Source organism: Polaromonas sp. YR568 (assembly GCF_943369675.1).
Classification (GTDB): domain Bacteria; phylum Pseudomonadota; class Gammaproteobacteria; order Burkholderiales; family Burkholderiaceae_C; genus Polaromonas.
This window is the reverse complement of the sequence record NZ_CALROB020000055.1, coordinates 19,737-34,790: the sequence shown is the minus strand read 5'-3', so window position 1 is coordinate 34,790 and position 15,054 is coordinate 19,737. Positions and strand designations below refer to the sequence as shown.

Below are 15,054 nucleotides of genomic sequence, written 5' to 3'. Positions count from 1 at the left end.
GTGGAAGAAAGCAGCAAGGGCTCGTCGTCGATCGCCGCCGGCATCCCCATCATGCTGTTCCTCACCTTCACGCTGCTGATGCTGCAATTGCACAGCTTCAGCCGCGCCATGCTGGTCTTCCTGACCGGCCCGCTGGGCATCGCCGGCGTGGCCGCCGCGCTGATCCTGCTGGGGCGGCCTTTCGGCTTCGTCGCCTTGCTGGGCGTGATTGCGCTCATGGGCATGATCCAGCGCAACTCCGTGATCCTGATCGACCAGATCGAGCAGGACCGCGCCCGCGGCGTGCCGGCCTGGGACGCGATCGTCGAATCTGCCGTGCGCCGGCTGCGGCCCATCGTGTTGACGGCTGCCGCGGCCGTGCTGGCCATGATCCCGCTGTCACGCAGCGTGTTCTGGGGGCCGATGGCGGTCGCCATCATGGGCGGGCTGGTGGTGGCGACAGTGCTGACTTTGCTGGCTCTGCCGGCGATGTATGCAGCGTGGTTCCGCGTCAAACGCGACGAGCCACCACATGCGGTCGAAAAGCCTTTGCCGGCCTGATTCTCTCTGCTCACCGGTCCCGGGCTCAAAACTCGAGCCCGATAACGGCTAAAATAGAGAGTTGACCGATTTCAAGCGGGGATTCGGAGGTTTTTCGGATTCCCGTTTTTATTTCCGGCGCGCGGGTGGCGAAATTGGTAGACGCACCAGGTTTAGGTCCTGACGCCAGCAATGGTGTGGGGGTTCGAGTCCCCCCCCGCGCACCACCCTGAGGCTTGCGGACGGCAATTTTTGCGTTCATGCGCTCAGGCGTTGCGGAAGCCCCGCGACATGCCAGGTGAAAACCTGTTTTGACTATTTTTTGATCTTAGGAAGACCATCATGGCCGTGACTGTTGAAACCCTTGAAAAGCTCGAGCGCAAAATGACGCTCACGCTGCCCGTCAACACCATCCAGTCGGAAGTTGACACCCGCCTGAAGAAGCTGGCCCGCACGGTCAAGATGGACGGCTTCCGTCCCGGCAAGGTCCCCATGAACGTGGTGGCCCAGCGCTACGGTTACTCGGTGCATTACGAGGTCATGAACGACAAGGTCGGTGAAGCTTTCGCCATGGCCGCCAACGAAGCCAAGCTGCGCGTTGCCGGCCAGCCCCGCATCAGCGAAAAAGAGGGCGCTCCCGAAGGCGAACTCGCGTTCGACGCGGTGTTTGAGGTTTACCCTGAAGTCAAGATCGGCGACCTGTCGGGCGCCGAAGTGGAAAAAGTCAGCGCTGACGTCAGCGACGCAGCCATCGACAAGACCCTGGACATCCTGCGCAAGCAGCGTCGCACCTTCGCCCAGCGCGCCGCCGATGCGCCTGCGCAGGACGGCGACCGCGCCACCATCGACTTTGAAGGCAAGATCGACGGTGAACCGTTCGCCGGCGGCAAGGCCGAGGACTACCAGTTCCTCATCGGCGACGGACAGATGCTCAAGGAATTCGAAGACGCCGTGCGCGGCATGAAAAGCGGCGAAAGCAAGACCTTCCCGCTGAACTTCCCCGCCGACTACCACGGCAAGGACGTGGCCGGCAAACAGGCCGACTTCCTGGTCACGGTCAAGAAGATCGAAGCCGCCCACCTGCCTGAAGTCAACGAGGCATTGGCCAAGTCGCTCGGCATCGCCGAGGCAACGGTTGAAGGCCTGCGCGCCGACATCAAGAAAAACCTCGAGCGTGAAGTCAAGTTCCGCCTGCTGGCCCGCAACAAGAACGCCGTGATGGACGCGCTGGTCGCCAACGCCGAACTCGACCTGCCCAAGTCCAGCGTGCAGGCTGAACTGGACCGCATGGTCGAAGGCGCCCGCGCCGACCTCAAGCAGCGCGGCATCAAGGACGCCGACAAGGCGCCGATTCCCGAAGAAATCTTCCGCCCGCAAGCCGAAAAGCGCGTGCGCCTGGGCCTGGTGGTGGCCGAACTGGTGCGCAGCAACGACCTGCAGGCCAAGCCCGACCAGCTCAAGGCACACATCGAAGAGCTGGCCGCCAGCTACGAAAAACCGCAGGACGTGGTGCGCTGGTACCTGAGCGACAACCGCCGTATGGCCGAAGTTGAAGCCGTTGTGATCGAAAACAACGTCACCGACTTCGTGCTGGGCAAAGCCAAGGTCACCGAAAAAGCCATTTCCTTTGACGACCTGATGGGCCAGAACTGATTCTTCCCAGGCTTTGCTGACATTGGGGCTTGTGCTTTGCGGCGCAGGCCCCAATTTATTTTAGCTACGGCATAACAAGCCCAGGAGGGCAGTTGTTAGCCTTCGCTGAAAACTCTCTGGCGAGAGTTTTTGGGTACAGTACAAACATCTCTGGAGAAAACATGATGGTCCGAAACAGTATTTATGGCGGCGCCTATACCGGCCCGCAAGCCGGCGCCCAGGATGCGCAAGGCCTGGGCATGGTGCCCATGGTCATCGAGCAATCCGGCCGCGGCGAGCGCTCTTACGACATTTATTCGCGTCTGCTCAAAGAGCGCGTGATCTTCCTGGTGGGTCCGGTCAACGACCAGACGGCCAACCTGGTGGTGGCCCAGCTCCTGTTCCTGGAAAGCGAAAACCCGGACAAGGACATTTCCTTCTACATCAACTCCCCGGGCGGTTCCGTGACGGCCGGCATGGCGATTTACGACACCATGCAGTTCATCAAGCCCGACGTCTCCACCCTCTGCGTGGGCATGGCGGCCAGCATGGGCGCTTTCCTGCTGTCGGCCGGCACCAAGGGCAAACGTTTTTCGCTGCCCAACTCGCGCGTGATGATTCACCAGCCTTCGGGCGGCGCGCAAGGGCAGGCCACGGACATTGAAATCCATGCCCGCGACATCCTCAAGACGCGTGACCAGCTCAACCGGATCATGGCGGCTAACTGCGGTCAGCCGGTTGAAAAGATTGAACGCGATACCGAACGGGACTATTTCATGTTTGCGGACGAAGCCAAGGAATACGGCCTGGTCGACCAGGTCATCGCCAAACGGCCCTAAGCGTTTCCAGGCGGCTCAATGCGGTGAAAACCGGTCAAAATCGCCTGAAATCCCTCTGAAGTTGCTCTGCAACAACGGCGTTTTCTGTAACAGAAACGCCGTTTTTTTATTGGTTATCATTAGGTAACAGTTCCCTCCAGGCACCTTAAAGGCATCCCCACCAATGGCCGAGAAAAAAGGCTCCTCCAGCGAAAAGACTTTGCACTGCTCTTTTTGCGGTAAAAGTCAGCACGAAGTCAAAAAACTGATCGCTGGCCCCTCGGTATTCATCTGCGACGAATGCATCGATCTCTGCAACGAGATCATTCGTGACGAACTCCCCGCCGGCGAAGATGTGCGCGAAACCCGCACCGACCTGCCTACGCCCTCGGAAATCAAGGCAACACTTGACGGTTACGTGATCGGCCAGGAACCGGCCAAGCGCACGCTGGCCGTGGCTGTGTACAACCACTACAAGCGCCTTCGCCACAAGGAAAAAGCCAAAAAAGACGACGTGGAGCTGACCAAAAGCAATATCTTGCTGATTGGCCCCACCGGTTCAGGCAAGACCCTGCTGGCCCAGACGCTGGCGCGCACGCTCAACGTTCCTTTTGTGATGGCCGATGCCACCACGCTGACTGAAGCCGGTTATGTGGGTGAAGACGTCGAGAACATCATCCAGAAGCTGCTGCAAAGCTGCAACTACGAAGTTGAGCGCGCCCAGCAGGGCATCGTTTACATCGACGAAATCGACAAGATATCGCGCAAGTCAGACAACCCGTCCATCACGCGCGACGTGTCGGGCGAGGGCGTGCAGCAGGCGCTGCTCAAGCTGATCGAAGGCACCATGGCCTCGGTGCCGCCGCAGGGCGGCCGCAAGCACCCTAACCAGGATTTCCTGCAGGTGGACACCACCAATATCCTGTTCATCTGCGGCGGCGCTTTTGCCGGCCTGGAGAAGGTCATTGAAAACCGCACGGAAGCCTCGGGCATGGGTTTCGGGGCAACCGTCAAAAGCAAGAAATCACGCACGCTGACCGACGCCTTCAAGGAAGTCGAACCGGAAGACCTGATCAAATTCGGCCTGATCCCTGAACTGGTCGGCCGCATGCCCGTGGTTGCCACGCTGGCCGAACTCAGCGAAGACGCACTGGTGCAGATTCTGACCGAGCCGAAAAACGCCGTGGTCAAACAGTTCAGCAAGCTGCTGGCCATGGAAGGGGTCGATCTCGAGATTCGTCCCTCCGCGCTCAAGGCCATCGCCCGCAAGGCCCTGGCCCGCAAGACGGGTGCTCGCGGCTTGCGCTCCATCCTGGAACAGTCGCTGATCGACACCATGTTTGAGCTGCCCAATGCCAGCAATGTGGACAAGGTTGTCGTGGACGAGTCCACAATTGAAGAGAACAAGGCCCCCTTGCTGGTGTACCGCGAAGCGGCCAAAAAAGCCTGAGCACCACAAAGGCAGGCCGGAATGCTTGAAAAGCGCTTACCGCGCCCCATGTCTGGGTTGATTGTGTTTTGCCGGGCCATGCAACTGGCTGCCACGGCCAACGTTTAAGGTTTATATGTCCGGACAAACTTCACTGCCTTCCACCCCCATTGACCTGCCCCTCCTGCCTTTGCGGGATGTGGTGGTGTTCCCGCACATGGTGATCCCGCTGTTCGTGGGCCGCCCCAAGAGCATCAAGGCGCTGGAGTCGGCGATGGAGGCCGAGCGGCGCATCATGCTGGTGGCGCAAAAGGCCGCCGCCAAGGACGAGCCCTCGGTTGAGGACATGTTCGAAGTCGGTTGTGTCGCCACCATCCTGCAGCTGCTCAAGTTGCCGGACGGCACCGTGAAGGTGCTGGTTGAAGGCCAGCAACGCGCTACGGTCAACAAGATCGAGGAAGGCGAGCAGCATTTCTCCGCCAACGTGACGCCCGTCGAAACGGTGGCCGTGATTGCTGGCGACAAGACCAGTGAGATCGAGGCCTTGCGCCGCGCCGTGATGCAGCAGTTCGACCACTACGTCAAGCTGAACAAAAAAATCCCGCCTGAAATCCTCACTTCGATCTCCAGCATCGACGATGCCGGCCGCCTCGCAGACACGATTGCCGCGCACCTGCCGCTCAAGCTCGACGCGAAACAGGTGATCCTGGACCTGGCCAACGTCAAGGCGCGGCTCGAGAACCTTTATGAGCAACTCGAGCGCGAGGTCGACATCCTCAACGTCGACAAGAAGATCCGCGGCCGCGTGAAGCGCCAGATGGAAAAGAACCAGCGCGACTTCTATCTCAACGAGCAGGTCAAGGCCATCCAGAAGGAACTGGGCGAAGGCGAAGAGGGCGCTGACATCGAAGAGATCGAAAAGAAGATCAAGACCGCCAAGATGCCGCAGGAAGCCCGTAAAAAGGCCGAAAGCGAGCTCAAGAAGCTCAAGCTCATGTCGCCCATGTCCGCCGAAGCGACCGTGGTGCGCACCTACATCGACGTGCTGACCGGCCTGCCCTGGAGCAAGAAGACCAAGATCAAGCACGACCTGGGCAATGCCGAGAACGTGCTCAATGAAGACCATTACGGGCTCGAGAAGGTCAAGGACCGCATCGTCGAGTATCTCGCGGTGCAGCAACGCGTCGACAAGCTCAAGGCGCCCATCCTGTGCCTCGTCGGGCCTCCCGGCGTGGGCAAGACCTCCCTGGGCCAGTCGATCGCCAAGGCGACCGGGCGCAAGTACGTGCGCATGGCCCTGGGCGGCATGCGCGACGAGGCTGAAATCCGCGGCCATCGCCGCACCTACATCGGCGCCTTGCCGGGCAAGGTGCTGCAAAGCCTGACCAAGGCCGGCACGCGCAACCCGCTGTTCCTGCTCGACGAGATCGACAAGCTGGGCACCGACTTCCGCGGCGACCCTTCCAGCGCCCTGCTGGAGGTGCTGGACCCGGAGCAGAACCACACTTTTGGCGACCACTACGTCGAGGTTGATTTCGACCTGAGCGATGTGATGTTCGTGGCCACCTCGAACTCGATGAACATTCCGCCGGCCCTGCTGGACCGCATGGAAGTGATTCGCCTGTCCGGCTACACCGAAGATGAGAAGACCAGCATCGCCATGCGCTACCTGCTGCCCAAGCAGGTCAAGAACAACGGCGTGAAAGAAGAAGAGCTGGAGGTTCAGGAGCAGGCCGTGCGCGACATCGTGCGCTACTACACGCGCGAAGCCGGTGTGCGCTCGCTTGAACGCGAACTCTCCAAGATCTGCCGCAAGGTCGTCAAGGGAATACAGCTCAAGAAGATGACGCCCAAGGTCGTCGTGACGCCGGACAACCTCAATGATTTCCTGGGTGTGCGCAAGTACAACTACGGCCGTGCCGAACAGCAAAACCAGGTCGGCCAGGTCGTGGGCCTGGCATGGACGGAAGTCGGCGGCGACCTGCTGACGATCGAAGCCGCCATGATGCCCGGCAAGGGCGTGATCACGCGTACCGGATCGCTGGGCGACGTCATGAAGGAATCCGTGGAAGCCGCGCGCACGGTGGTGCGCAGCCGCTCCAAGATGCTAGGCATCAAGGACGAGATGTTCGAGAAACGCGACATCCACATCCACGTGCCTGACGGTGCCACGCCCAAGGACGGCCCTAGCGCCGGCGCCGCGATGACGACGGCTTTTGTTTCCGCGATGACCGGCATCCCGGTGCGCGGCGACGTGGCCATGACCGGTGAGATCACGCTGCGCGGTGAAGTCACCGCGATTGGCGGCCTGAAAGAAAAACTGCTGGCGGCCTTGCGCGGCGGCATCAAGACCGTGCTGATCCCTGAAGAGAATGCCAAGGACCTGCAGGAGATTCCCGACAACGTTAAAAGCGGCCTGGAGATCGTGCCGGTGAAATGGATAGACCAGGTGCTTCAGGTTGCGCTCGAACGCCAGCCTGTTCCCCTGACCGACGAAGAGGCCGCTGTTGCCGCGCCGGCTGCTGCGGCCGCACCGGCGGAAGTCGCCGGCACGGTCAAGCATTGATCTTTCAGCAAAGTTTTTTTAAGGCGATTTGGAAAAGCCAAAAAACTGCGCTATAATTTGAGGCTGTTATCGCGGGAGTAGCTCAGTTGGTAGAGCGCAACCTTGCCAAGGTTGAGGTCGAGAGTTCGAGACTCTTCTCCCGCTCCAATTTAAAGGGCAGCACTTCAAAATGCTGTCCTTTTTCATTGGGGGTTTCATATAAATAATCGGCAAGCCAGCGGGCTTGCCGAGGCAGACAGAATACGGCGCGGTAACAAAGCGGTTATGTACCGGATTGCAAATCCGGCTAGCCCGGTTCGACTCCGGGCCGCGCCTCCATCCAAGCCTTTGTAATCAGCCCCAGCCATGGGGCTTTTTTGTTTGACAATAGCTTGTGAGGCGCCGGGCCGGAAGTTTGCACGGTGTATTGAGTAAAGCGTTTGAGCCTGAGTGGTGAAATAGGTAGACACAGCGGACTTAAAATCCGCCGCTTCGTGAATAGCGGGCGTACCGGTTCGATTCCGGTCTCAGGCACCACAGCGGCCACCCACCCATGCGCCGGGCGCGCCTTTGAAAACTGGGTAAGATAAATTCCATCATGTCCCGTTACAACACACCTTTTGAAATCCACGTGCACGGCGAAGTGCCTTTACGCGTGGAGGTTACCTTTGAGCAACTGCAGGAGGCCCTGAAGCCGCTGTGGAAGTACGCGGGCTCCAAATCCCTGGCGGCAGCCGCTGCGAGCGCTTATGAGGAAGAGCCGGGCATACGGTTCGACGTCCACAAGCATTTGCTGCAGATGTGCTGGACGGTGCCGGGTGACGAAGACTTCCGCCAGGCGCTCGACGAGATGTGCATGGGTCTCAACGACCTCGCGGAGGCGGGCGCCCCGATCGAGGTGACGTTTTACGACGCCGACTTCGATGAAGAAGAAGGTGCCGACGAGGAAGAGGCGCGTGACGACTTCGTGATGTATTTCGTCGGCCCGACGCCGGCCGCCATCATGCAGGTCCAGCGCGACCTGCTGGTGCAGGACATGATCGGCCTGATGGAGCGCCATTTTGACGGCTCCGAACTCGGCGAGGTCGTTGCTGCGGTCGACAAGCTGTTCGAGCAGCGCTTCGACGCACTCGTCAACTCCATGCAGTTGGGCAAGCCGCCACGGGGTCTGGGCGGGCCGCAGGGCGGCTCAGGCCACGGTGGCGGCCGCAAGCCGCGGCACCTGCATTAAAACCCGTTCTAGGGCGTAGGAAGGCATCCAGGGGCCGCAGTACTTTGCAGTTCGCCGGGAAAGCCCAGGCCGCGCAAATAAACGTCGATCGCGCACTGGCCGACTTCCAGCAGGTCAAAGGCCTGCGGGTCCAGCAACCAGTTCTGGATCAGCCCGTCTATCAGGGCGTGCAGTCCTTGCGCGCCCACCGAGGCCGACACCGGCAGGCTCAGGCTCATCTGGCCCGCGGCGGTTGCCATCCCCTGCTGAATGCGTTCCAGGAAGCCGTTGCGCACCGTCAGGTGGCGAAGGCGCACAGCCTGGAGTTCTTCCACGTACTCGACTTTTTGGGTCGCCACCTCGAACACCCGCCGCGTCTGGGTATCGGTCACGATCTGCCGCAGGGCATTGACGGTGGAGAGCCGTATCCGCTCAATGGCATTGAGGCCGGCCTCGCCCGGGGCGTCCTGCCGCTCGTTCTCGTGATTGAACGACTCTTCCATGGGTAGCGTGACCCGCTCCATCATCGCGTTGAACAGATCGGCTTTGTCCTTGAAGTGCCAATAGACCGCGCCGCGCGTGGCGCCGGCACGCCGGGCGATGTCCTGCAGGCTGGTGCGCGAAACCCCCTGGCATTGAAACAGGTGCTCGGCCGCATCCAGCAGCTTGTGGCGCGTGGCCAGAGCTTCTTCTTTTGTCCGACGGGCCATCAATGTCTCCTGAAATGCATTTTTTTGGATTCTTTTTTATACATTCATAAATGTATGTAAACTATAACACTCGCAAAAACCCGTATTCTTTTCGTTTTCGGTGGGAGAGCTGTGCCTCACTCGCCGAACACGCCTTCTGCTTTGCGCCTTTTTCCCAAAAATTCGAGGAATAGCATGCCCAAGTCTCGCGTTGCCCATTCGTTTGTGCCTCCCCAATTCCTGAAATACACGCCGCTCGCCGCGGCTGCGGTGCTTGCACTGCTGCTGGCCGGATGCGGCAAAGGCGCCAGCGCTCCCGGTGGTGCGCCGCCCCCGGCGGAAGTCGGTGTGGTCACGGTCACCCAGGGCGACGTGGGCCTTGTCACCGAGTTGCCCGGCCGCCTGGAGGCCTCGCGCATTGCAGAAGTCAGGGCGCGCGCCGCCGGCATCTTGCAAAAGCGCCTGTTCCGAGAGGGCAGCGACGTCAAGGAAGGCCAGCAGCTGTTTGCCATTGATTCCGCGCCCTACGCTGCGGCCGCCGCCAGCGCCAAGGCCGGCCAGGCGCGTGCCGAAGCCAACCTGGCGCAGGCCAGCTCGCTGGCCGAGCGCTACAAGCCGCTGGTCGAAGCCAACGCTGTCAGCAAACAGGAATACGCCACCGCCGTGGCCGCGCAGAAGCAGGCCGAAGCCGACGTCGCCGTGGGCAAGGCCAGCGTGCAGACGGCCAATATCAACCTGGGTTATGCCTCGGTGACGGCGCCGATCTCCGGCCGCATCGGCCGGGCGCTGGTGACCGAAGGCGCGCTGGTCGGGCAGGGCGAAGCCACGCAGCTCGCGGTGATCCAGCAGATCAATCCCATGTACGTCAACTTCACGCAGTCGGCGCCTGAGGTCATGAAGCTGCGCGCCGCGATGGAAAGCGGGCAGTTCAAGCGCGCCAGCGGCGCCGAAGCCGCCAGCGTGCGCATCGTGCTGGAAGACGGCACCGAATACGCGCGCCCCGGCCGCCTGCTGTTTTCCGATCTGACGGTGGACGCCACGACCGGGCAGGTGACGTTGCGTGCCGAAGTGCCCAACCCCGGCAACCAGTTGTTGCCGGGCCTTTATGTGCGTGTGCGCCTTGAACAGGCACAGGCGACCAACGCCATCACCTTGCCGCAGCAGGCGGTCACGCGCTCTGGCCAGGGCGACACGGTCATGGTGGTGGGCGCAGACGGCAAGGTCAGCCCGCGCACCATCAAGATCGGCTCGGCCCAGGGCAACCAGTGGGTGGTGCTGGACGGCCTGAAGACCGGCGAGCAGGTCATGGTCGACGGCTTCCAGAAACTGCAGCCCGGCGCCACGGTCAAGCCCGTGCCCTGGCAGGCGCCCGGCGCCAAGCTCGCCGCGGGCGCGGCTTCCGCTCCGGCGGGTGCGGCACCGGCCGCTTCCGCCGCGAAACCCGCCGCTTCCGCAGCATCCGCGGCAGCGAAGTAAGGAGCCCAGCACATGGCCAAGTTTTTCATTGATCGGCCGATCTTTGCCTGGGTGATCGCCCTGTTCATCCTGGTGGTGGGCGGCGTGGCGATCACGCAGCTGCCGATCGCCCAGTACCCGCCCGTGGCGCCGCCCGCCATTGTCGTCAACACCGCCTACCCGGGTGCTTCGGCCCAGACGCTGGAGGACAGTGTGCTGTCGGTGATCGAGCGAGAGATGAACGGTTCACCCGGCCTCATCTACATGGAATCGGTCGCGCAGGCCGACGGCTCGGGCAGCATCACGCTGAGCTTCGAGCCCGGCACCAACCCCGAGCTGGCGCAGGTGGACGTGCAGAACCGGCTTTCGCGCGCCTCGCCGCGCCTGCCTGCTGCGGTGACGCAGCAAGGCGTGCGCGTCGACAAGTCGCGCGCCAACTTCCTGCTGTTTACCATGCTCTCGTCCGACAATCCGGCGCATGACCCGGTGGCGCTCGGCGACTATGCCTCGCGCAATATCGTGCCCGAGCTGCAGCGCGTCAAAGGCATCGGCCAGGCCCAGCTGTTCGGCACCGAGCGTGCCATGCGCATCTGGCTGGACCCGGCCAAGCTGCGCGGCGTCAGCCTCTCGGCGAACGACGTCAACAATGCCATTCGTGCCCAGAATGCCCAGGTGTCCGCCGGCAGCATAGGTGACCGGCCCAACGTGGCCGGGCAGGGCATCGCGGCCACCGTGGTGGTCAACGGCCAGCTCGCCAACATCGAGCAGTTCGGCAACATCGTGCTGCGCGCCAACACCGACGGCTCGTCGGTGCGCCTGAAAGATGTGGCGCGCATCGAACTGGGCGGCCAGTCCTACGCGACCTCGGCGCGCCTGAACGGCCAGCAAGCCATTGGTATCGGCGTTCAGCTCGCGCCCAGCGGCAATGCCCTGGCTTCGGCCAAGGCCGTGCGCGAGAAGATGGCCGAGCTCGAGCGTTATTTCCCGCAAGGCATGAAGTGGAGCATCCCCTACGACAGCTCGCGCTTCGTCAAGATTTCGATCTCGCAAGTGGCCGAGACGCTGTTCGAAGCCGTAGCGCTGGTGTTCCTGGTGATGTTCCTGTTCCTGCAGAACTGGCGCTACACCATCATCCCGACCATCGTGGTGCCTATCGCATTGCTGGGCACCTTCGCCACGCTGCTGGCGCTCGGGTTCTCGATCAACGTGCTGACCATGTTCGGCATGGTGCTGGTGATCGGTATCGTGGTGGACGATGCGATCGTGGTGGTCGAGAACGTCGAACGCATCATGACCGAGGAGGGCCTGCCGCCGCTGGAGGCCACCCGCAAAGCCATGGGCCAGATCTCGGGCGCCATCATCGGCGTGACCGTGGTGCTGATCTCGGTGTTCGTGCCGCTGGCTTTCTTCGCGGGTTCGACCGGCAATATCTACCGCCAGTTCTCGGCGGTGATGGTGTCGTCCATCGCCTTCTCGGCCTTCATGGCCCTGTCGCTCACGCCGGCGCTGTGCGCGACGCTGCTCAAGCCCGTCGAGGCCGGGCACCACCATGCCAAGACCGGTTTCTTCGGCTGGTTCAACCGCGGCTTCTCGCGCACGGCCAAGGGCTATGAAAGCGTGGTCGCGCGCATCCTCAAGCGCGCGGCGCGTTACCTCATCATTTACGTCGCCATCATCGGCGCGGTCGCGGTGGTCTACCTGCGTTTGCCAACGTCCTTCCTGCCCAACGAAGACCAGGGCAACCTGCTGGTGAATGTGCAGCTGCCGCCGGGTGCGACCTACGAGCGCACGCTCTCCGTCATGCAGACCGTCGAGGCCTTCATGCTCAAGCAGCCCGAAGTTGAAAGCATGGTCGGGGTGCTGGGCTTCAGCTTCTCGGGCCAGGGCCAGAATGCGGCGCTCGCTTTCGTGACGCTCAAGGACTGGAAAGAGCGCGACGGCGAAGCGCACTCGGCCAGCGCCGTGGCGGGCCGCGCCTTCGGTGCGCTCATGGGCGTGCGCGATGCGTTCATCTACCCGCTGAGCCCGCCGCCGATTCCCGAACTCGGTACGGCTTCGGGCTTCAGCTTCCGCCTGCAGGACCGCGGCGGCGCGGGTCACCAGGCCCTCGTCAATGCGCGCAACCAGCTGCTGGGCCTTACCGCCAAGAGCCCGGTGCTCGCGCAGGTGCGCCCCGACGGCCTGGAAGACGCGCCGCAGCTGCAGATCGACATAGACCGCGACAAGGCCAACGCGCTGGGCGTGACTTTCGACTCGATCAACTCGGTGCTGTCGACCTCGCTGGGCTCCAGTTACATCAACGACTTCCCCAACCAAGGGCGCCTGCAGCGCGTGGTGGTGCAGGCCGATGCGCCCGCGCGCATGCAGCCCGAAGACCTGCTCAGGCTGAACGCCAGCAACAACAAGGGGCAGCCGGTGCCGCTGTCGGCCTTTGCCAGCACGCGCTGGATCACGGGGGCGATGCAGACGGTGCGCTACAACGGCTACCCCGCGATGCGCATAGGCGGCACCGCCGCGCCGGGCTACAGCACGGGCGCCGCCATGGCCGAGATGGAAAAGCTCGCGGCGCAGCTGCCGCAAGGCTTCGGCTTTGAATGGACGGGCCAGTCGCGCGAAGAAAAACTCGCCGGCTCGCAAGCCACGCTGCTTTACGGCTTCGCCATCCTGGCGGTGTTCCTGTGCCTGGCCGCGCTGTACGAAAGCTGGAGCATCCCGCTGGCGGTGATCCTGGTCGTGCCGCTGGGCGTGATCGGCGTGCTGCTGGCGACCTTGTTCCGCGGCTACGCCAACGACGTGTACTTCCAGGTCGGCCTGATCACCATCATCGGCCTGTCGGCGAAGAACGCGATTCTGATCATCGAGTTCGCCAAGGACCTGCAGGCCCAGGGCAAGGGCGTGATCGAGTCCGCCCTGGCGGCGGCCCACCTGCGGTTCCGCCCCATCGTCATGACCTCGCTGGCCTTCGGCCTGGGTGTGCTGCCGCTGGTGCTGGCTTCGGGCGCGGGCTCCGCGAGCCAGCGCGCCATCGGCACCGGCGTCATAGGCGGCATGATCACCGGCACGGCCCTTGCGGTGATATTCGTCCCCGTGTTCTTTGTGGTGGTGCGCGGCCTCTTCAAGGGCAGCGAACGGCAAAACAGGATGTATTCGGAGCATGCCAAGGCGGCAGGCATCACCGGAGAGGAAGGAAATGAAGGTAAGGCCCATGAGTAAATTCCCATCCAGGCTTTCGCCGCTTGCGGCGCTGGGCGCGGCGGTGCTGCTCGCCGGCTGCTCCATGATCCCGAAGTACGAGCGGCCGGCCGCCCCGGTGGCCGACCAATACCCCACCACCTCGGGCTGGATCGCCGAGTCGGCGCAGACGCAGGCCACGCCCAACACGCCGGCCGCGGCCGACATCGAGTGGCAGGCGTTTTTCAGCGACCCGCAATTGCGCAAGCTCATCGACGCCGCGCTGCGCAACAACCGCGACCTGCGCATCGCCGTGCTCAACATCGAGCAGGCGCGCGCGCAGTACGGTATCCGGCGCGCCGACCAGTTCCCGACCATCAGCGCCGGCATCACCGGTTCGCGCCAGCCCAATGCCAACGGCAACGGCAGCATCAGCAGCGCCTACACCGGCGGTTTGCTGATGACGTCCTATGAGCTGGACTTTTTCGGCCGCGTCGCCAGCCTGAAAGAGGCCGCGTTGGCGCAATACCTGGCGACGGAAGAAGGGCGCAAGACCACGCAGATCAGCCTGATCGCCGCGGTGGCCAACACCTATCTTGCGTTGCTGGCCGACGAGGAACTGCTGGCGATCACGCAGCAGACGCTGGCCACGCGCGAAGAGTCGCTCAAGCTCAGCAAGCTGCGTTTTAACAACGGCGTGACTTCCGAACTGGACTACCGCCAGGCCGAGTCGGTCACCGAAGGCGCCCGCGTCGCGCTGGCCCAGCAGGTGCGCCAACGCGCGCTGGACCAGAACGCCCTGACGCTGTTGCTGGGCCAGCCCCTCACGGGCGAGCTCGCGGTGGCCTTGCCGGCCGGCAAGGGTCTGTCTGATGCGCCCATGATGGTCGACGTGCCGGCGGGTCTGCCGTCCGACCTGCTGACCCGCCGGCCCGACGTGCGCCAGGCCGAGCAGCAACTGCTGGCCGCCAATGCCGACATTGGTGCGGCGCGCGCAGCGTTTTTCCCGCGCATCTCGCTCACGGCCAGCGCCGGCAGCGCCAGCTCGCATCTGTCGGGCCTGTTCAAGAGCGGCTCTTACGGCTGGACCCTGGCGCCGCAGCTGATCCTGCCGCTGTTTGACGCGGGCCGCAACCGCGCGGGCCTGGATTCGGCCAACGCCGGGCGCGACATCGCCGTCGCCCAGTATGAGAAATCCGTCCAGACGGCTTTCCGCGAAGTGGCCGATGCCCTGGCCGGCCGCGCCACGCTGGGCGAGCAGCTGCGCGCCCAGCAGGCCCAGGCCAACTCCGAAGCCACGCGCTTCAAGCTGGCCGACCTGCGCTACCAGAACGGCATTGCCAGCTACCTGGACCAGCTCGACGCGCAGCGCGCGCTGTTCGCCGCGCGCCTTGCCGTGGTGCAAACCCGCCTGGCCCAGCTGCAGAGCCAGGTCACGCTGTACAAAACGCTGGGTGGCGGCTGGAAAGAACCGCCCCCGGAAGAAGCACTGAGCCTGAAAGCGGACACCCAGCTTAGCCGCTGACCTGCTTTCCCGCACGGTTCACAGCCGCCCGCCCCGTTTAAGGGCGGGCTTTTTTTTGCCC

General features: G+C 62.9%; 10 protein-coding genes and 4 tRNA genes. 13 read left to right on the top strand and 1 reads right to left on the bottom strand.

All coding sequences use genetic code 11. The features are described from left to right. The 10 genes from ACLV8F_RS21930 to ACLV8F_RS21885 all read left to right on the top strand — a co-directional run. Positions 1 to 540: efflux RND transporter permease subunit (locus tag ACLV8F_RS21930; RefSeq protein WP_411886315.1), on the top strand; the 540-nt coding region annotated here is incomplete at its 5' end. 119 nt (positions 541 to 659) lie between these two features. After that, positions 660 to 746 (top strand) — tRNA-Leu (locus ACLV8F_RS21925). A gap of 115 nt (positions 747 to 861) precedes the next feature. Further along, the gene (gene tig / locus ACLV8F_RS21920) at positions 862 to 2,172 is read left to right on the top strand and encodes a trigger factor (RefSeq protein ID WP_411886314.1); all 1,311 of its coding nucleotides are present in this window, start codon (positions 862 to 864) and stop codon (positions 2,170 to 2,172) included. 161 nt (positions 2,173 to 2,333) lie between these two features. Continuing rightward, a complete protein-coding gene (gene clpP, locus ACLV8F_RS21915; RefSeq protein ID WP_305790672.1) occupies positions 2,334 to 2,990 on the top strand; it encodes an ATP-dependent Clp endopeptidase proteolytic subunit ClpP in 657 nt (218 codons plus the stop codon). 163 nt (positions 2,991 to 3,153) lie between these two features. Continuing rightward, positions 3,154 to 4,419 (top strand): ATP-dependent Clp protease ATP-binding subunit ClpX, encoded by a 1,266-nt coding sequence (gene clpX, locus ACLV8F_RS21910; RefSeq protein ID WP_411886313.1) that lies wholly within the window; start codon positions 3,154 to 3,156, stop codon positions 4,417 to 4,419. A 115-nt stretch (positions 4,420 to 4,534) separates the two neighbouring features. After that, complete coding sequence (gene lon / locus ACLV8F_RS21905) at positions 4,535 to 6,964, top strand: endopeptidase La (protein ID WP_411886312.1); 2,430 nt, start codon at positions 4,535 to 4,537, stop codon at positions 6,962 to 6,964. 71 nt (positions 6,965 to 7,035) lie between these two features. Then, positions 7,036 to 7,111: transfer RNA gene (locus ACLV8F_RS21900), tRNA-Gly, on the top strand. Positions 7,112 to 7,208: 97 nt separating this feature from the next. Continuing rightward, positions 7,209 to 7,282 (top strand) — tRNA-Cys (locus tag ACLV8F_RS21895). A gap of 105 nt (positions 7,283 to 7,387) precedes the next feature. After that, positions 7,388 to 7,480 (top strand) — tRNA-Leu (locus tag ACLV8F_RS21890). A gap of 61 nt (positions 7,481 to 7,541) precedes the next feature. Beyond that, entirely contained in the window at positions 7,542 to 8,174 is a 633-nt protein-coding gene (locus ACLV8F_RS21885; protein ID WP_411886311.1) for a DUF6806 family protein, read from the top strand. A gap of 8 nt (positions 8,175 to 8,182) precedes the next feature. Here ACLV8F_RS21885 and ACLV8F_RS21880 read toward each other — a convergent pair whose 3' ends face one another. Then, entirely contained in the window at positions 8,183 to 8,863 is a 681-nt protein-coding gene (locus tag ACLV8F_RS21880) for a TetR family transcriptional regulator (RefSeq protein ID WP_411886310.1), read from the bottom strand. Positions 8,864 to 9,037: 174 nt separating this feature from the next. On the opposite strand from ACLV8F_RS21880, the gene ACLV8F_RS21875 reads away from it, so the two are divergent. From ACLV8F_RS21875 to ACLV8F_RS21865, 3 genes are read left to right on the top strand one after another with little or no spacing between them, the layout of a single operon-like run. After that, positions 9,038 to 10,318 (top strand): efflux RND transporter periplasmic adaptor subunit, encoded by a 1,281-nt coding sequence (locus ACLV8F_RS21875; protein ID WP_411886309.1) that lies wholly within the window; start codon positions 9,038 to 9,040, stop codon positions 10,316 to 10,318. A gap of 12 nt (positions 10,319 to 10,330) precedes the next feature. After that, complete coding sequence (locus tag ACLV8F_RS21870; RefSeq protein WP_411886308.1) at positions 10,331 to 13,510, top strand: efflux RND transporter permease subunit; 3,180 nt, start codon at positions 10,331 to 10,333, stop codon at positions 13,508 to 13,510. Then, on the top strand, positions 13,503 to 14,993 hold the full coding sequence (locus ACLV8F_RS21865; RefSeq protein ID WP_411886307.1) for an efflux transporter outer membrane subunit: 1,491 nt from the start codon (positions 13,503 to 13,505) through the stop codon (positions 14,991 to 14,993). The genes ACLV8F_RS21870 and ACLV8F_RS21865 overlap by 8 nt, the downstream gene beginning before the upstream one ends. Positions 14,994 to 15,054: the final 61 nt, after the last annotated feature.